Annotated in this window: 19 protein-coding genes; 11 read left to right on the forward strand and 8 right to left on the reverse strand. The window is 38.6% G+C overall.

Annotated elements, in window-relative coordinates:
- Positions 1-23: 23 nt before the first annotated feature.
- Genes MLC35_RS04690 through MLC35_RS04710 form a run of 5 tightly spaced genes read left to right on the forward strand, consistent with a single transcriptional unit; the run spans position 24 to position 5,964 of the window.
- Positions 24-833: an HlyD family efflux transporter periplasmic adaptor subunit gene (locus tag MLC35_RS04690; RefSeq protein ID WP_434638052.1), complete on the forward strand. Its 810-nt coding sequence runs from the start codon at positions 24-26 to the stop codon at positions 831-833.
- The gene (locus MLC35_RS04695) at positions 823-2,565 is read left to right on the forward strand and encodes a molybdopterin-containing oxidoreductase family protein (protein ID WP_434638054.1); all 1,743 of its coding nucleotides are present in this window, start codon (positions 823-825) and stop codon (positions 2,563-2,565) included. The genes MLC35_RS04690 and MLC35_RS04695 overlap by 11 nt, the downstream gene beginning before the upstream one ends.
- Before the next feature lie 14 nt (positions 2,566-2,579).
- Positions 2,580-3,761: an acetylornithine transaminase gene (locus MLC35_RS04700; RefSeq protein ID WP_418641270.1), complete on the forward strand. Its 1,182-nt coding sequence runs from the start codon at positions 2,580-2,582 to the stop codon at positions 3,759-3,761.
- A complete protein-coding gene (locus tag MLC35_RS04705) occupies positions 3,718-4,953 on the forward strand; it encodes a TolC family protein (RefSeq protein ID WP_434638056.1) in 1,236 nt (411 codons plus the stop codon). Before MLC35_RS04700 ends, MLC35_RS04705 begins: the two co-directional genes overlap by 44 nt.
- A 12-nt stretch (positions 4,954-4,965) precedes the next feature.
- A complete protein-coding gene (locus tag MLC35_RS04710) occupies positions 4,966-5,964 on the forward strand; it encodes an SAM-dependent methyltransferase (protein ID WP_346388611.1) in 999 nt (332 codons plus the stop codon).
- Here the strand turns inward: MLC35_RS04710 and MLC35_RS04715 are convergent.
- The 3 genes from MLC35_RS04715 to gatC are packed head-to-tail and all read right to left on the reverse strand — an operon-like array spanning position 5,961 to position 7,691.
- Positions 5,961-7,058 (reverse strand): type IV pilus twitching motility protein PilT, encoded by a 1,098-nt coding sequence (locus MLC35_RS04715; RefSeq protein ID WP_434638059.1) that lies wholly within the window; start codon positions 7,056-7,058, stop codon positions 5,961-5,963. The two genes, MLC35_RS04710 and MLC35_RS04715, sit on opposite strands and share 4 nt — an antisense overlap.
- Positions 7,055-7,396 carry an arsenate reductase family protein gene (locus MLC35_RS04720; RefSeq protein ID WP_346388612.1) on the reverse strand — a complete coding sequence of 114 codons (342 nt, stop codon included), beginning with the start codon at positions 7,394-7,396 and terminating at the stop codon, positions 7,055-7,057. The genes MLC35_RS04715 and MLC35_RS04720 overlap by 4 nt, the downstream gene beginning before the upstream one ends.
- A gap of 4 nt (positions 7,397-7,400) precedes the next feature.
- Positions 7,401-7,691, reverse strand: coding sequence for an Asp-tRNA(Asn)/Glu-tRNA(Gln) amidotransferase subunit GatC (gatC, locus tag MLC35_RS04725; protein ID WP_151900600.1), 291 nt, complete (start codon positions 7,689-7,691; stop codon positions 7,401-7,403).
- 119 nt (positions 7,692-7,810) lie between these two features.
- On the opposite strand from gatC, the gene MLC35_RS04730 reads away from it, so the two are divergent.
- The 6 genes from MLC35_RS04730 (at position 7,811) to MLC35_RS04755 (ending at position 12,077) form a co-directional block, all read left to right on the forward strand.
- The gene (locus tag MLC35_RS04730) at positions 7,811-8,407 is read left to right on the forward strand and encodes a hypothetical protein (protein ID WP_151900599.1); all 597 of its coding nucleotides are present in this window, start codon (positions 7,811-7,813) and stop codon (positions 8,405-8,407) included.
- Between the two features lie 3 nt (positions 8,408-8,410).
- Positions 8,411-9,406, forward strand: coding sequence for a hypothetical protein (locus MLC35_RS04735; RefSeq protein WP_151900598.1), 996 nt, complete (start codon positions 8,411-8,413; stop codon positions 9,404-9,406).
- Entirely contained in the window at positions 9,407-10,234 is an 828-nt protein-coding gene (locus MLC35_RS04740) for a tyrosine-type recombinase/integrase (protein WP_151900597.1), read from the forward strand.
- On the forward strand, positions 10,231-10,707 hold the full coding sequence (locus tag MLC35_RS04745) for an HD domain-containing protein (RefSeq protein WP_230973238.1): 477 nt from the start codon (positions 10,231-10,233) through the stop codon (positions 10,705-10,707). Before MLC35_RS04740 ends, MLC35_RS04745 begins: the two co-directional genes overlap by 4 nt.
- Positions 10,708-10,864: 157 nt before the next feature.
- Complete coding sequence (locus MLC35_RS04750; RefSeq protein WP_151900595.1) at positions 10,865-11,368, forward strand: hypothetical protein; 504 nt, start codon at positions 10,865-10,867, stop codon at positions 11,366-11,368.
- A gap of 1 nt (position 11,369) precedes the next feature.
- Positions 11,370-12,077, forward strand: coding sequence for a sulfite exporter TauE/SafE family protein (locus tag MLC35_RS04755; RefSeq protein WP_226069046.1), 708 nt, complete (start codon positions 11,370-11,372; stop codon positions 12,075-12,077).
- Here the strand turns inward: MLC35_RS04755 and MLC35_RS04760 are convergent.
- The 5 genes from MLC35_RS04760 to MLC35_RS04780 are packed head-to-tail and all read right to left on the reverse strand — an operon-like array spanning position 12,074 to position 18,397.
- Positions 12,074-12,817, reverse strand: coding sequence for a DUF6629 family protein (locus tag MLC35_RS04760; RefSeq protein ID WP_346388616.1), 744 nt, complete (start codon positions 12,815-12,817; stop codon positions 12,074-12,076). The genes MLC35_RS04755 and MLC35_RS04760 overlap by 4 nt on opposite strands.
- A gap of 13 nt (positions 12,818-12,830) precedes the next feature.
- On the reverse strand, positions 12,831-13,739 hold the full coding sequence (locus tag MLC35_RS04765) for a TIGR00730 family Rossman fold protein (RefSeq protein ID WP_151900592.1): 909 nt from the start codon (positions 13,737-13,739) through the stop codon (positions 12,831-12,833).
- A gap of 10 nt (positions 13,740-13,749) precedes the next feature.
- A complete protein-coding gene (locus MLC35_RS04770) occupies positions 13,750-15,015 on the reverse strand; it encodes an MgtC/SapB family protein (RefSeq protein ID WP_434638061.1) in 1,266 nt (421 codons plus the stop codon).
- Positions 15,012-15,770, reverse strand: a complete 759-nt coding sequence (gene ppk2 / locus MLC35_RS04775; RefSeq protein ID WP_434638063.1) for a polyphosphate kinase 2 — start codon at positions 15,768-15,770, stop codon at positions 15,012-15,014. The genes MLC35_RS04770 and ppk2 overlap by 4 nt, the downstream gene beginning before the upstream one ends.
- Positions 15,770-18,397 (reverse strand): plasma-membrane proton-efflux P-type ATPase, encoded by a 2,628-nt coding sequence (locus MLC35_RS04780; RefSeq protein ID WP_434638065.1) that lies wholly within the window; start codon positions 18,395-18,397, stop codon positions 15,770-15,772. The genes ppk2 and MLC35_RS04780 overlap by 1 nt, the downstream gene beginning before the upstream one ends.
- Between the last annotated feature and the right edge of the window lie 43 nt (positions 18,398-18,440).

Genomic DNA, 18,440 nt, shown 5'->3' on the forward strand with positions numbered 1-18,440 from the left:
TAATATCATTCAGGAAAGAATTTTTGAAAATAATAGTAACATTACTTTTTATCACTACCTTTTTGTTTTCCAACGTATACTATTCAAAAGTAGAACCTTATGAAATAAGAACAATTGCATCAAATGTTTCGGGCAAAGTGCTTTACACAGATGACAATATGACTGGAAAAAAACTCACATCAAAAATCTTTATAAAAATTGATTCAGAACTTGATGAAGATGAATTAAAGGCTGTTGAGAAAAAGCTCTCTTATCAAAAAAACACCTTGCTTTTGAATGAAAAAATACTGCAAAATCTGCGACAACTTGTAGAAAAAAAGCGAGAAAATTATCAAAAAATCAAGCATTTAAAGATAAAATCCAGTATAGAAAAAGACAAAGAGTTTTATGACCTGCTGAACAGTGAAAACTCTTTTCTTGCAACACAAAAAGAGATAAACAATCTAAAAACCACTATAGCCGATTTGGAGTTAAGACGAAAACAGCTTCTAAAAACCATAAAAGACAAAAACATCAGTGCCAAAAACTTTGTATTGTATGAAATCTCCGTCAAAGCGGGTCAAACGGTAGGGGTTTCTACCCCTTTGGCCAAAATTGCAGATACCTCCAAGGCTCTGCTGAGTGTTTATTTGGATAAAAATGATTTAAAAAATGTGAAGAAAAAAGTGATATATATCAACGGAAAAGAGACACCGTATAAAGTCTCACGTGTTTCTTATATAGCAGATACAAAAAATATTTCAAAATACAAAGCGCAAATTATTATTGATGCGCAAAAAGTATTTTCCGGATTGGTAAAAATTGAATTCAAAGCGAGAAATAATGAAAAGTAGTCTTACGGCCTGTCCTCTTGACTGTTATGACGCCTGCGGGTTAGTGTATGATGAAAAAAAACTCAAACCTCTTAAAATTGGGCATACAAAGGGATTTTTATGCCCCCATCTCAACCATTATGACAAATTTGAAAGGATAGAAAAAGCACGATTTCAGGGAAAAGAAATTACGATGGAAGAAGCACTGTTGAAACTAAAAGAGTTGCTTGCAGTAGAGTTTAAAAGTGATGTTTTACATTACAGAGGCAGCGGAAATTTTGCTTTGATGCAGGAAGTGACAGACCACTTTTTTGCGAATTTTGGGGCAACGCTTACGGATGGAAGCTTGTGTGACGGAGCAGGAGAAGCCGGAATAATAGAAGGCAGAGGCAGCAACAAAAATATGCCTTTGAGTGAAATTGAAAAATCAGATGTGATTATATTCTGGGGAAGAAATCCGCATACGACTTCTTCTCATATACTACCGCTTATAAAAGACAAAACCATTATAGTGATAGACCCGATTAAAACCAAAATTGCCCAGATGGCTGATTTACATGTACAGATAAAACCGCATACAGATATATACCTTGCATTGCTTTTAGCACGATTTGTATACATTAATGACAGTTTGAATGAAGCGTTTATACAACAGTATGCAAGTGAATTTGAGGAGTATTACGAATTGACACAGGGTGTGCGCATTAAAGCAACACTTGAAGATATCGGTGTGACTTTGGGCGATATTGGCGATATTTTACATATGACTATAGATAAAAAAGTTGCTATTGTCTGTGGTGTAGGTATTCAAAAATACAGAGACGGGGCGGATGTGATGCGCAGTATTGATGCCTTTGCCGTCTCCCTTGGCTTTTTTGGAAAAGAGGGCTGCGGTGTGGCATACCTTGGAAATTCCAAAGAGGGAATCAGCTCTCCATTTGAAACAAAAGCCAAACGAGTCTCCAAGGTCAATACTGACTTTGATGCGTTTGAAACCGTGTTTATTCAGGGTGCAAATCCTCTTGCACAGATGCCAGACAGTTTGAGAGTCAAAAATGCTTTACAAAAAACACAAAATGTAGTTTATTTTGGTTTGTACGAGAATGAAACAAGTGCAATGGCAGATTTGGTGATTCCTGCAAAAACCTTCTTGGAAAAGAATGATATACGTACCTCCTATGCCCATAACGGACTGATGGTGATGCATAAGCAGATTGAGAGTGACATCGGTATCAGTGAGTATGATTTGGCAGCGTATCTGTGTCAGGCATTTGATATAGAAATTAAAGCAGAAGAGGAGTATCTGCAGTATTTTAAAAATTTTGGTGTGAAAAAAATTAACGGATGTTTTGAGGTTGAAAACAGAGAAGCAGTTCCGTATCAAAACGGTTTTGATACCAATGACGGTGAATTTGTTTTTTTGGAAGAGTTTGAGACTCAGCAGAGTGAGGCTGAAGATGAATTTAATCTCATAACACCCAAGAGTCCCAGAAGTTTAAATTCTCAGTTTTACAGAGAAAAACATCTCTATATACATCCCTTTCATGGATATAAAGACGGTGAAGAGATTGAAATAAGTTCACAAAACGGAAGTGTTGTTCTGAGAGTAAAAAATGACAGCAGACTGCGTACAGATACTGTGCTTATATACAGCGGCACACCGGGTGTCAACAATCTGACATCCTCAAAGCACTCTTATGAGGGTAAATGTGCTGTTTTTCAAGAAAATAAAGTTAAAATTGCTAAAAAATAAAGAGAGTAGACAAAATGAACATTAAAGAAATGGATAAAAAATATGTTTTACCGACATATGCACGGGCAGATATAGAGTTTGTAAGAGGAAAAAACGCTACTCTCTTTGACAGTGAGGGGAAAAAGTATATAGATTTTACTTCCGGTATCGGTGTTGTTTCAGTCGGTCATGCAAATGAAAGAGTGAGCAGGGCTTTGTGCGAACAGCTGGCAAGTGTGACACATACATCGAATCTTTACTATATAGCACCCCAGGCACTGGCTGCTCAAAAAGTTGTCGAGACAAGCGGGTATGATATGCAGTGCTTTTTTGCAAACAGTGGTGCAGAAGCAAATGAAGGAGCTATAAAAATTGCCAGAAAACACGGGGAGCGTGACGGAGAGATAAAAAGATACAAAATAATTACACTCAACCACTCTTTTCACGGACGAACCATTACAACAGTCAAGGCAACAGGGCAGGAGGCGATGCATAACTATTTCGGACCTTTTCCTGACGGTTTTGTGTATGCAGACGGTATAGACGAAATCGAAGCACTGCTGGACGACCATACAGCGGGTGTAATGATCGAACTGATTCAGGGCGAGGGCGGAGTAGAGCCGCAGGACAAAGAAAAAGTACAGGCACTGGCAAAGCTTTTAAAAGAGCGTGAAATTCCTTTGATTGTCGATGAAGTACAAACCGGTGCCTATAGAATCGGTGAATTTACGGCATCGCAGGCTTATGGAATCTCCCCTGAGATTATCACCCTGGCAAAAGGCATCGGAGGAGGTGTTCCTGTAGGAATAGTCATGACAACACTCAAGCATGTTCTCAGCGCAGGAGATCACGGATCGACATTTGGCGGAAACTATCTGAGCAGCCGTGCTGTATGTGAAGTGGTAGATATACTCAATGAAAAAAAACAAAGCGGTGATTTGGAAATAACCTCTTTGATGTTCAATCAGTCTTTGGAAAAATTTTATAATGCCAACAGGGAAATATTTACACAAAAAGTCGGGATTGGTATGATGTGTGGTCTGCGTGTCAAAGATGCAGATACACTGACAAATATTATAAACCTGGCAAAGGAAAATGGTGTCATTATGCTTAAAGCAGGAAGAAACACATTAAGATTTTTACCACCGCTGACAATTACAAAAGAGGAAATTGATGAAGGCTTCAGTGCTCTTAACTCTGCTATGTCTCAGCTGTAGTTTTCCTCTTTTTGGAGCTGATGGCAATGCTGGTCTGGAGCAATTCATATCTTCTTACAAGCAGTTGCAGTTTCAGTATGATTATGAAAAAAATGAAGCGGAGAGTTCCAAACTGCGTGACTCATGGATAGTTCCTGTTCAGATCAATTACAGTTATTCCAAAAACAATGCTTTTGGTGTTGGACAGTCAAACCAAAATGCGGCTATTCGCATAAATCAGCCAATTTTTCAAAGCGGAGGGATCTATTACGGCATAAAATTTGCCAATGCGAGTAAATATTATACGAAATACTCTATTGATGTGGCAAAGCGAAAAATGATTAAAGATACTATTGCTGTTTTGATGCAGATAAAACAAACAGAGTTCAAAGAGCAAAAGCAAAAACTGCAAATTAAAAACAGTGAAATAAATCTGCAACAGAAAAAAGAGGAGTATTTCAGCGGACAGCTTGATTCAGGGTTTTTAGATGATGCTGTGATTCAAAAAAATACAGCCTTGTCTGTTTTGTACGATATTCAGGCTGCGAAGGAAAAACTTGTAAGCTCCTTTCATGCTTTGAGTGATTTGGATTATACAAAAGTCACTATTCCGAAATTAAAACTTTTAGACAATGACGAGTTTTTACAACATAATATAGTGCTGCAAATGGATAGAGCCCAGACAGAGAAAAACAGATACAATAAAAATGTTACTCTTGCAAAATATCTTCCAAAGGTAAATCTTACAGCAGGATATAACTGGAAGCTCACGACAAATCAGGCTTTTCAGGTAGGTCCGACAATAGTCAGCAATTCAAATGAGTTAAACTATTATGATTATGGTATTGCCCTTTCAATTCCACTCGATATCAATACATTCAGAGATATAGAATCTGCAAAAGTAGACTACTTAAAGGCAAAAATTGTGTTAAAAGACAAACAAAGAGAATTGAACTCTTTGTATGAACAGGTTATGCACAATATAGAAAATTATAATAAAAAGATAGCGTTGAGTAATGAAAATATCGTATTATATACGAAGCTTTTGGAAGATACAAAAAAACTTTTTAAGGCTGGGTACAAGACAGAATATGATGTGCAAAGACTTGCAAATTCTTTGCAGATACAAAATATAGATACAAAAATATATGAGCTGGACAAACAGTTGGAACTCTTGAATCTGTATGAAATGTATATCAGCAATGAAAAATAAACGGGAAAAAGAATGAGTCAAAAATTTAGTGAATATATGGCAGAGTGGCTGTATGGTGAAAACGGCTATTATGCAACATACAAAAATATAGGCAAAGAGGGTGATTTTTATACGGCAGTCAGTACAAGCAAATTTTTTGGCGGTACCATTGCCAGGCATATTATTTCACTTGTTGATGAAGGTTTTTTGCAAAAAGATGCGGTTATTTGTGAAATAGGGGCACATCACGGGTACTTTTTGGCGGATGTGTGTGAGTTTCTTTATACTCTGCGACCGGAGCTGTTGTCAAGTTTTGAGTTTGTTATTATAGAACGCTTTGATGATTTGCAGAAACATCAAAGAGAATATTTTTCAGAAAGTTTTGGTGATGCTGTATCTTTGAAACATTACAAATCTCTCTCTGACCTTACATGTAACAATGCCTTTTTTATAGCCAATGAAATATTTGACGCATTTCCCTGTGAACTGTATTTTAAAGGCAAAAGTGCACGGGTACAAAACCATGAAGTGATTTTTGACGAAACAGACGAATGGGTGGAGCAAAAGGCAAAAAAATACCACAAAGACAGAGGGGAAATTGCACGAGGATATGAAGCATTTGCAAAAGAGATGGCAAATGCTGCAAAGAAGTTTGAATTTATAAGCTTTGATTACGGTGAGATGCAGGCCCGTCCCGATTTTTCACTCAGAATTTATACAAAGCATGAAGTGCATCCGTTCTTTGAAGAGGGTTTAAACACAGAAGAACTCTTTGCAAAAAGCGATATCACCTATGATGTCACCTTCTTACATGTAAAGGATGCCTATGAAGAGGCAGGGGTGAAGTTTGTAGAATTCAAAGCGCAGATGGTCGCACTCGTTGATATGGGTATTTTAGAACTTTTGGAGATGCTTAGGGAGCATGCTGATGAAAAAATATACAAACAGGAACTTGAAAAAGTAAAGATGCTCATCATGCCAAACTTTTTGGGGGAAAGATTTAAAATGATTCGTTTTAGAAAAGGTTCCTAAAGGGAACCTATCATTTTCATTAACTCTTCGGGTCTGTTGGAGTTTTTAATGGCATTTTCTTTTGAGATAATATTTTTCTGAAGCAGTTCTATGAGTTGTTGTGTCTGTGTTGTCATATGGGTCTCTTGCTGGTTTAACTGCATTTGAGAATAAATCTGGTGTACTTTGTCTTCTCGTATTTGATTTTGGATTGCCGGATTTGTAATAAGTATCTCTTGTGTGGCTACTTTGCCTCCGCCTATTCTTGGAATAAGTGTTTGTGAAATTACAGCGACTAATGAAGATGAGAGCTGTGCTCGAATTTGGGCTTGTTCTTCTCCGTCAAATACATCAATAATACGGTTAATCGTTCCCGGTGCAGAGTTTGTATGCAGGGTTCCAAATACCAGGTGACCCGTTTCTGCAGCAGTGAGTGCGGCACCGATAGTTTCGGCATCTCTCATTTCCCCGATGAGAATAATATCGGGGTCTTGACGAAGTGAGTATTTGAGTGCTGTGGCAAAAGATTCTGTATTGCTTCCTACATCACGTTGGGAAAAAAGAGATTTGATGTTTTTATGAACGAACTCCACAGGATCCTCAATGGTGATAATATGACGACGTTCTGTCATATTTATCTCATGCAGCATGGAAGCGAGTGTTGTTGATTTACCAGAACCCGTAGGACCAGTGACCAAAATAAGTCCTTTTTCTTTTTTTACCAGTTCTTTGAAAATAGGCGGATTTCCATATTCGTCCAGTGTCGGAATTTCTATAGGAATCATACGAAAAGCACAGGCAATTCCGTGAATGGTTCTGTAAAAGTTTGCACGAAAACGACCAACATCTTTGAGTTCAAATGAGAAGTCCAGTTCATTGTGCTCTTCAAAAACTTTCTTTTGTTTGTCTTCAATGAGAGAATAGGCCATCTCTTCAATATCATTGGCGGTAAGGACAGGAAGATTCAAAGCACGTAACTCTTTGTCTATTCTGATTTGCGGTTCACTGCCTACAACAAGGTGTAAATCCGAAGATTTAAATGCCAAGACACTTTTTAACAGCTTTTTGATATCTAAGCGTTTCGTGGAACTCTCTGTTTTTACTTCTTCATTCATAAAAAACTCCTTTGGTATTGTTCTTCATTAAAACCGACAAGAACATCATCGTTATACTCCACGACAGGACGCTTAATCAGCAGGTTTTCTTTGCAGAGCCACTCCTGTTGTTGCTGCTCGTCCAGGTTCAGTTCTTTGAGTTTGAGATTTCTGTAGGTGGTGCTTCTGGTATTAAAGAGGGGTTTGATGCCGACTTTTGACACCCAGTAGTCTACTTTTTCACACGGAAGCTGCTGTGTTTTAAAATCAAAAAGTTCATACGCCAGATTGTGTTTTTTAAAAAAAGAGAGTGCTTTTTTGACGCTGTCACAGTTTTTAATGCCATAAACTTTTATCATGGCACTACTCAATGATTTTAGGAACGATGAAAAAATCATCTGCACTTTTTGGAGCGTGCTTTAAAATTTCCTGGCTGATGGTACTGTCACATTTTGGGATATCTTCGCGTAAAGGTGTTGCTCTGTCATCCATAGCAAAAGTACTATCCACTTCACTTGTATCCAACTCACTTAAATTATCTACAAAACTTACTATTTCTGAGAGCTGCGATATAATTTCTTCACGTTTATCATCGCTTACATGTAAATAGGAAAGTTTTTCCAGTCGTGTTAATAGTGTGTCATCTACTTGCATTGTCTGTCCTGTATAATAGTTTATTTTGATTTTATCATATATTTGATAAAACTTTAACTTATTTATGGGTAATATTAGAAACTTTATAAAACAATCGATATAGATATAAGGAAGAATTTTTGAGTTTAAAAGAAAATATTGAAATGGTAAAAGAAGAGCTGACATCAGAAGAAAAGTTTTTTGAAAAAGCAGTGGTTACGGAGAAATTTGTAAAAAAATACAAAAAAGCAATGATAGGTTCTGTTGTGGCAATTGCACTGTTTGTTGCCGGTGACATTGCATACAATATTAACAAACAGCATACACTTGAAGCGGCAAACCAGGCACTTTTGACATTACAGAAAAATCCGAAAGATGAAGCGACACTGGCAACTTTGGCAACTTTAAGTCCGAACCTGCATGATCTTTGGGTCTATTCCCGGGCCGTTGTGAGCAAAAATATAAAAGAATTGGAAAAACTGCAAAATTCTCAGGCTTTACTGCTTGGTGATTTGTCAAGTTATGAAGTGGCACAAAATCTTCAGGATAGCAATAAACTTGAAGAGTACACTGAAAAACAGGATGCAATATACAGGGACTTGGCTCAGGTGCAACTTGCAATTTTACTGATGCATGACAAAAAGATAGAAGAGGCACATTCAAAACTCAGTATGATCAGTGTGAACTCTCCATTGGCACAGGTTTCTCGTGCTTTAATGCACTATGGAGTAAAATAGACTTTGAAAACATATATATTTTTAGCATCAATTATGCTTGTATTGCTGAGCGGATGTAGTACAAAAGAGGTTTTTACACCAAAAAAAGTTTCTTATGACTGGAAAAATCATGCCAAAATTGAAGATGAAATAGTTGATATTTCATCAAATACGGCACTTTTGGATAATGGAAAAGTTTTAGACAGAGACGGAAATATAAGCATACAAATAGACAAAGAGCATCAAAGAGTACTCGGTGAAAGTGACGGTTGGGTTTTATCTGCCGCAATTGACGGAAACTTGACGCTTACATCAGAGCAATCAGCGAAAATGACAAAACATTTTGCCTTAAAAAGAACAATAGCAACCGCAGGTGTCAAAGATAATATTCTGGCAGTTTTGTTTGCCAATAATGAAATAGCCTTATATGATATGCATTCAAAAGAGCTTTTGTTCAAAGAACAGGGCGGCAAAGCGATAGCCAATGATATTCGAATTGTTCAGCCGTACTTTATGAATGATCTGGTTATCTTTTCAACATTAGACGGCAAAGTCATCATTGTGAATACAAAACTGAAAAAAAGACTCAGAACTGTCATAGTCTCGTCTGATGACTATTTTAACAATATTGTCTATTTCAGTATATTTGATGATAAAATCATTGCCGCAAGTGATTCCAAAATCTTGTCACTTTCGCAAAAAGAACTGCGTGCCAAATATGAATTACGAAATATCGTGCATGATGAAAAAGCTTTGTATATTACAACAAAACAGGGAGAAATACTCTCCTTGACACCCTCTTTGCAGGTTGATTCTAAAATAAAGTTTCCCTTTGCACACTTTTTGGGGATGATCAGTGATGGAGATAATTTATATGTTCTGGAAAAAGAGGGGTATATGATAGTGGTCAATAAAAAAACATTTGATTATACCGTTCACGAAGTGGATTTGGATGACGGGCTTGTTTTTGTTGGTAAAAAAGCCTTCTTTGTAGATAATGAGAAAATTTCTATACAATAGATGTCAAACGAACTGGAAGCTTTTTTAGAGTATATTACTGTAACAAGAGCTTTGAGTAAAAAGAGTGTAGAGGCGTACAAAAGTGATCTGTGTGCCATTGAAGAAAAACTCTCCAAACCGTTGATTTTTCTTGATACACAAAAACTTATGACTCTCTTGTCTTCGTATGAAAACAAACGCACACTCAACAGAAAGCTCTCCTCCGTCAATGCCTTTTTTGAATTTTGCTACAGACAGCAATTCAGCAGTGAAAAAACGAAACTGAAATTTGCAAAAATTCCAAAACTTCTTCCGAAATTTTTATCTTATGAAGATATATTACACGGTCTGGACCTGATAGACAGAAGCAACTGGATAGGCTTGCGAGACTATGCCCTTATACTGTTTTTATATGCAAGCGGCACGCGTATCAGCGAATGTCTGGAACTGGAACTCGGCGATATAGAAGGCGGATGGTTACATGTAAGGCACGCAAAGGGAGAAAAAGAGCGCATTGTTCCTCTGGCAAAAGTTGCAAAACAGGCAATAGATGCCTATCTGCTTACATGTAACATGCAAAAAGAGTATGTCTGGTGTAATTACCAGGGAGGAAAACTCAGTCGAATTTCCGCGTATAAAATAACACAAAAATATCTTGGAGTCTCCCCCCATGTACTGCGTCACTCCTATGCAACTTCACTGATTCGTGGTGGAGCCGATTTACGGGTAGTACAGGAACTTTTAGGGCATGCTTCACTGCTGACAACACAAATATACACCCATATTCAAAAACAGGATTTAAAAGATACTGTAGAAGTATGTCATCCTATGGCAAAGGAGTCACTGTGAATACAACAAACAACAAAATATTTTCCTATGCTTTTTTGGATTCGCTCTTTTTTACACAGAACAAATGGCATCAGCACGGTGTTTTGCTGCATACGCTTCGTGTGACATATTATGCCCTCAAAGCGGGAGATTTCAAGTTTTTTGCTGCAGGACTTTTGCATGATATCGGAAAGCCTTTTGTTGCCTATAAAAAAGATGCAGAGGATTATGAGTTTCATGAATGGAGTTTTACGGACCATGAAGAGAAAAGTTATCAGATTATAAAAAACTGGCCTTTTATCAGTGAATACACGAAAAAAATTGTACGCTATCATTACCTTATCCGGGATATTAAAAAGTCAAAAAAAGAAGATCTCCCCAGATATGCCCAAAAAAAAGAAATCTGGGATGCTTTGGACGAGGATTTGCAAGAGGATTTACAAAGGTTTTTGCATTATGATGATCTGGGAAAAGGTAAAAAAAGAAGAGATTAATACAACTGTAACAATTTCGCTATATAATGCTTCATCGGAATCGGTACTTTAGTGCCGACTATTGGGTGTGCAAAAGTCCAAATTGTATGAAGTACCGGTTTTAAAAAAGCTGTTTAATTGGGCTGAAGGACATATTTCACATAAAGGTTAAAAAAATATGAAAAAATTTATGCCGATTCTTCTTATCGGAATTATTGTTATTGTTATTGTTACACTTTTTCTCTCTTTGGAAAAAACGCAGAAAATGGTTGTTATCAAAGAGGGAAATCTTAAACAGTTGCCTTTGAAAATGGAGTTGCATAAGTTTCAAGACAGTGACTGTGGCATGGTCATAGATGATTTGACATATGCCTCTCAGGTTGTCGCACCCGATGGGAAGACCTGGTTTTTTCATGATCATGGGGATTTTGTGCATTGGCTCAGTGACAAAAAATTTCAAGACAGGGCCGTTATCTGGGTGATGAGCAGAGATACGCACCGATGGATAGACGGAAGAAAGGCCTATTATACATTAAATGAACTGACACCTATGGGGTATGGCTTTGGAGCTTATGAACACAAAAAAGAGGGCATGGTCGATTTCGATACGATGCGTCTAAAAATGCTCCGAGGCGAAACAATGAAAGATCCAAAAATAAGAAAACAGCTACTGGGACAATAGTGTGGATACGGTAAATTTATTGACAATTGTCACTATCGCTTTTTTAGGCTCTTTTGGACACTGTATCGGTATGTGCGGGGGTATCGTCCTTGCTTATTCAACCATTAAAATTGAACCTGCAAGCTCCAAGGTCTCCAAAACAGTGGCTCATCTGCTGTATAACTTTGGACGTGTGTTGACCTATACAATTTTAGGAGCACTCTTTGGAGCAATCGGCGGGGTGGCAACTTTTAGCAATACCGCAAACGGTACACTGCTCATCATCGCAGGAACTGCAATGATTTTGGCAGGTTTGTCGTTAATGGGAAAAATAAAATTTCTTACATTGATAGAACATTCCATCTCTTCATCAAATTTTTACAAAAAATCTTTTCAGGCTATTTTACACTCAAAATCAAATACAAGCTTTTTTATTCTCGGTATGTTAAACGGACTGCTTCCTTGCGGTTTTGTTTACTTTTTTGCCATCACGGCTGCAAGTACGGCAAGTCCGCTTTACGGTGCTTTGGTAATGTTTATTTTCGGTATCAGCACTATTCCGGCAATGTTTTCTTTAGGATTTTTATCTTCTCTTGCCTCTGCGACGAGTTTTAGAAATATGATGATGAGCCTCTCTTCAGTGGCTGTGATTTTATACGGGATATTTACGATTTACAATGGGTATGATTATTTGACGAATCCTCTCAGAACACTGTTGCAGTGTCATTAGAGGCGTGAAGTAAAAAGCTTTGGATGTGCTTTTTTGAGTCTGTTTAATTCCTGTTCGAGTTTTTTACCTATACCGTCTTTTTTTGTTTTGAGTTCCTGGAGAAACTGAATACGTCGTTCAACAAAATAAAAATATAACAATCCGCTGATAGCTGCCGCATACAGACACCATAAAGAGGTAAAACCGTAAGGTCTGAGAATATATATAACAACAAGACCGATGAGGTTTAAAAGTCCAAAAAGTTCTATGGCAATACTGCTGCTGAGCATCAAAGAGCCGCAGGTTGTGAGTATATAAATGCCCGCATCATAAAAGTTTTCAGTCCATGGATTTTTGTAATACAGTGTGTTGTTTACAACACTGACACTTGTTGGTACTGTTGAGAGTCCGTACATTGTATAGACAGCAAGACCAAAACCCAAAATTGCCAAAATTCCAACCAGCTTTTTTTTGTATCCGTCTTTTTCTATGAGCCAGATAGCCAGAGGAATGAGAAAGGGCAGCAAACCCTGCGCATAATAGACAAAAATACCTGCGGCAATCTCCAGGGCACGTGTATCAATATGCCCACCCATTCCAAGCCAGACAAAACCTTCATCAAACTGATGCAGGGCAAATAAAAGCGGCAAGAGAGCAAAAAGAACTTCATTGGGTGTACTCACTTTTTGAAGCGTGAGGATACCTACCAACCCGATGGCTCCGGAGAGAGTGAAGTTTAATACTGCAAAATATATATCCATACATGACTGCCTTTTAGCTGTAGAGTGGTGTTCCCTGTTCTTGATGCCATGAGAGAATGTACTCCCATGCTTCTTCTGCATTGTCTGCAAATGTAATGATCTCTGTATCCTGCGGGGCAATGACACCCTCATCTTTTAAAAATTCGAAATCTATTGCTTTGTTCCAGTAGCTTTTGCCGACAAGCACAACAGGAATTGTCTGTGATTTTCTTGTTTGAATCAGTGTCAGCGTCTCAAACAGTTCATCAAAAGTTCCAAATCCGCCCGGATAAATCACCAAAGCTTTTGCACGGTTTAAAAAATGCAGTTTTCTGATGGCAAAATAGTGAAACAAAAAGCACAAATCAGGGGTAATATAAGGATTAGGATACTGCTCATGCGGCAGTTTGATATTGAGCCCTATGCTTTTGGCTCCGACATCATACGCACCGCGGTTTGCTGCTTCCATAATGCCGGGACCGCCTCCGGTCATCACGGTGACACGGCAGTCCTCAGCACTCTTTCCGCTTTTTCCTACAAGCTGACCGAATTTTCTGGCATCATCATAGTAAATACTTTTGCCAACCATCCGTTCTGCAACATAGAGTTCATGTAAGAGGTCTCTGTTGTTGGGTTTTTTCTGCAGCATTTCCCCAATGGCAGAAAGCCGTTTCATTGCAGTCTCTTTTTCGACAATCCGTGCACTTCCAAAGACAACTATGGTATGTTCTATGCCGTGTTTGTTCATTTGGAGTTCCGGTTTGAGATAATCAAGTTCGAGTCGGACACCTCTTGCCTCATAAGAGTTGATAAACTCTTTGTCTTCTTCCGCCATCGCATATGTCGGGCTTTGCATAATGGTTTTTATCAGTTCTAATGACTGCGGGTCTTCTTCTTGCAGTTTTGGATGTTCCCAGGGTAAAACGGTTTTTTTCATTTTCATTTATCATTCCTTACAATATATGTTCAAAATAGAGTCCCCATACGATGGTAATGACACCTAAGAGAGAAATCCACAGTGCCGATTTATAGGTATTTTTTATTGTACCAAACCATAAGGCATAAATAGCTTTAAGGAGGTTGTTGCTTCCTGCGGCTATCATTATAGCGGCAGTTGTCTGGGTGTTTTCGATAGAGAACTTGCCTGTCAGTATAGAGAGTATAAAAGGATCAATATCGGTAAATCCGACTAAAAAAGAGAGTATTTCCAGGCCTGATGTTCCGTAATGTTTTGTCACAAAATGGGTAATGACAATCATGGCAACAAACAAAAAGGCAAACAAAAAAGCAGTTTTGAGTTCCAAGGGATTGTGGTCGACAATTTCAACATTTTCTTGTGTTTTTTGTTCGCTTTTCAAATAAAACAGAGAAATCAGAAATCCTGTAAGTGCCAGGAGTATAAAAGGAAAAAGCAGACTTTTTCCAATCTCAATATTAAAAATCAAGGCAATAACAATGAGACGCAGATACATCACCGAGGTTGCCGAAATAATCGCTGCATCTATGACGGCATATCCTTGCAGCTGTTTTGCCTTCCTTGCCAGGACAACAGTTGTTGCCGTTGAAGAGTAGGAACCGCCAAAAATTCCTGTCAGGTAGTAGCCTTTGGAGGGAAAAAAGTATTTCTGCAGTATATATCCACTGTAACTGATACCTGAGATCACTACAACAGCCAGCCAGATTTTAAAAGGAGAGAGCGGAATGTAGGGAATTATTTTTGTATCGGGAAGCAGAGGCAGGATGACGACAGAGAGGAGTATCATTTTGCTTAATGTTTCAAATTCGCTGATATTTATCTCTTGTGTAAACTTCTCAACACCTTTGTTGACATTCAATATAAAGACAATACTGACATACAGAAGTGCTGTCATCCATAAGGCCTCTGTCTGAATCAGAGCGCCAAAAGAGTAGACAAGGAGCATAACAATGTAGAGTAAAATACTGCGTTGGTTTTCTTGAAGATTTTTTTGATAGAGCAGGGCATACAAGAGTGTAATTGACAAAAACCCTCCCGCATACAGAATATGCAGACTCGAATCAACCGCAAACAAAACAAAGCCTAAAATTCCTACAAAACTGTAGGTGCGTACATCTCCAAAGAAAAGATTTTCTGTTTTGGAAGTAATATACTGTTTTCTGTATGATTTAACTTCGAGTCCGACCAAAAAGCTAAAAACAGTGACAACCAGAAAATGTACCAAATCAATATTTAAACTCATTTATAAATTAATCCTTTTGTATAACAGCTCTCATCAAAAAGGCATACGACACTGTGATCAAAGCGTAAATACTCTTTGTTCTTGTCTTTATAATCAACCTGTGATAAAAAATGTTTGAGGGTATTGATCCGTGCTGTTTTTTTGTCATCACTGTGTACAACATACCAGGGGGCAAAGACAAAGGAGGTTTTGTTAAACATCTCATCGCGCGCATTTGAGTAGGCTTTCCAGTGTTTTTGTGCCTGTTCGTCAATCGGGCTGAGTTTCCACTGTTTGAGCGGATCTTTTTTTCTCTCCTGCAGTCTTTTTTTCTGCTCCTCTTTGGAAATATCAAGATAATATTTGATGAAAATAATTTCCGCATTGACTAAGAGGTGCTCAAAATTGCCTACCTCTTTCATAAAATGTTCATACTCTTTTTGTGTGCAGAAATTCATTACTTTTTCCACGCCGGCTCTGTTGTACCAGCTGCGGTTGAAAAACACCATTTCCCCTCCAACAGGAAGTTCCTGGACATATCTTTGAAAATACCATGATTTTTTGTCTACATCACTGGGTTTTCCAAGTGCGACCACTCTTGCATCTCTGGGGCTTAAGTGCTCTATAAAACGTTTTATCATACCGTCTTTTCCGGCAGCGTCACGACCTTCAAAAATCACACATACTTTTAAATTTTTTGCGATGACCTCTTTTTGAAATTTTACGAGTTCAACCTGCAAAGTGTACAGTTCTTCTTTATACTCTTTTTTTGTCATTACAGCGCCTCCTCTCCATAGCGTTTTTCATAATATCGGACAACTATGCGTTTTACCATGTCGTTAAATACAAACCAGACACTTACATAGCCCCATAAAAAGAGGGCCCACTGCCAGTTAATACGGGTCATGAGTCCAAAACTGTACAGACCTATGGCTGTGCCGATGAGTGCTGTCAAAAAAGATGCCAGGAAAAGCGGCCATGACGGAAACGGCTTTTTAAAGAACCAGTCAGCAATACGGGTGTTAAAAATCGTATAATGCCCGGCGAGAATAAGCTTCACAAAGAAGAGTGTCTGGACAAATCCCAAAAATGATTTATCATCATGCATATCGATCCATGAGGGAACTTCCGGCAGGAACATTGCTGTATCGGGATGTGATTTTAAATAGACCATTGTGATATAAAAGATGGTAAAAGAACTCAGCACTCCGGCAACTCCAAGCCAACTCGAGAGAATAAAGACGATTTTCATATCCCATCGTACCGGTTTTTCTTCTACTTTTGTGTTGTCATAAGCAATTGCCATAATGGGAATATCATTGAGCAGTGCCAAAAGAATGATCATAATCGCGGTAATAGGGTAAAAATCAAACACCACAATAGCCAGTGTCATAAATGCCAAAATACGAATGGTTTCTGCTATACGGTAAACAACATAGCTTTTCATTCTCTCAAATACAATACGTGCCTGCTCAATCGCATCTACAATTACATGTAAACCCGGAGCCATAAGTACAATATCCGCTGCTGCCCGCGCGGCATCAGTCGCACCGCTTACCGCAATTCCACAATCGGCTTTTTTAAGTGCAGGAGCATCATTGACCCCGTCACCGGTCATACCGACAATATGGTCTGCTTTTTGGAGTTTGTCTACTATAAAGTATTTGTCTTGTGGAAAAACCTGTGCAAAACCGTCGGCATTTTCAATAATTTTGACAATTTCACTCTCATGCTGACGGACAGTTCCCTCAGGAAGCGGCTGCGCATCAAGCTCTTTTTGCACTTCTTCGACTATCTGGGTTACCTCTTTTTTGATTTCCTCTTTGTCCGCATCTTTTTGCAAAGTCTTCAATATTGAACGTACGATAATTTCGGAAAGATAGATGTACTCTTTTGTACTCTGTCCTTTGAGTTCTTTGATGTTTTCTATATCCTGTCCGATATTTAAAATACCGGCAATATATTTTGCAACAGCGATATTGTCACCGGTGACCATTTTCACTGCCACACCTTTGGCATTTGCTTCGGCTATGGCCTCTTTGGAATCTTCACGCGGAGGATCAAAAAGCGGAATGAGTCCGGCAAAATGGTAGAAATCCTCTTCGCATTTTTTATAGGCCACACCAAGTGTTCGAAACCCTTTTTGCGCAAAATCATCCACCTTTTTGTAGGCTTCTTTTTTATCAAACTCTTTTTCATCACATAACTCTATAATAACCTGGGGAGCCCCTTTGGTATAAATGAAGCCATCCTCAAAGACGCCTTCTGTTTTTTTATGCACCGGATCAAAAGGGATGAACTTTTTCATTTTTGATTTTTGAAGTTTTTTGCTGAGATGATGCGCCTCAATATAGTCAAAAATCGGTTTTTCTATGGGATCTTCATTCTCTTTTTTACTGGCATATGCAGCATAAAGCAGTAACTGCTCCTGTGTAAAGTCTCCGACAAGATACGGCTCGGCAAGACTCATAATGTTTTGTGTGAGCGTGCCTGTTTTGTCTGAACACAAGATGTCCATACCCGCCGCCTCTTCAATGGCTGAGAGTTTTGTAACGATGGCTTCTTTGGTTGCCAGGACTCTGGCACCCAGTGCCATAGTCACTGTTAAAACCGCAGGCATCGCCACAGGAATCGCCGAAATGGTTAAAATAAGTGCAAATATCAGCAGGTCCAAAAGCGGCTCGCCTCTGGAGACTCCATGCCAGATAATAATCCCTATAAGGACAACTGTTACAGCAATGAGAAAATCTCCCACTTTGATAACCATTTTCTGGAAATGTCCCTGCTCCTCTTTTTCGGCCTTGGCGACAAGACCAACCGTTTTGCCAAAGTAGGTGTTGATTCCTGTAGCTGTTACACGTGCTATCATCTCACCCTGTTTGATAATAGCATTGGCATAGAGATCCTCTTGGGCCTGCTTGTTGACAGGCAGAGATTCTCCCGTTAGTGCAGACTGGTCAACCTGCAAAAACTCTCCGCCGCCCAGGAGTTTACAGTCTGCCGGAACAACATCCCCTATTTTTACTTTGATAATATCATCGGGTACAAGCTCTTTTGCATCAATACTCTGCCATGTTCCCTCACGCAATACAAGTGCTTTTCTTGCCAGTTTTTTCTTTAAAACGGCGATGGCACTCAGTGCTTTTGACTCTTGATAAAAATCAACAAAAGCATTGACAAGCAGCATAAACAAGATGACAGCAAAATCTTCCCACCTGCGTGCAATGGCAGAAAGAACAGCAGCTGTTTCAATCATCCATGGAATAGGTCCCCAAAATCGTCGTAAAAGTCGATGCAGCCAACTCTCTTCTTTTTCATTTAATTCATTGTAGCCGTATTTGTTCAGGCGTTCCTGTACTTCTTCTTGTGTCAATCCGGTTAAATTATCATCATATGTTTTCATTCTCATAACCTTGTTGTATTTGCTCTAAAAACATTTTAGCACA

It is taken from the genome of Sulfurimonas sp. NW7 (assembly GCF_051132265.1).
Classification (GTDB): domain Bacteria; phylum Campylobacterota; class Campylobacteria; order Campylobacterales; family Sulfurimonadaceae; genus Sulfurimonas; species Sulfurimonas hydrogeniphila.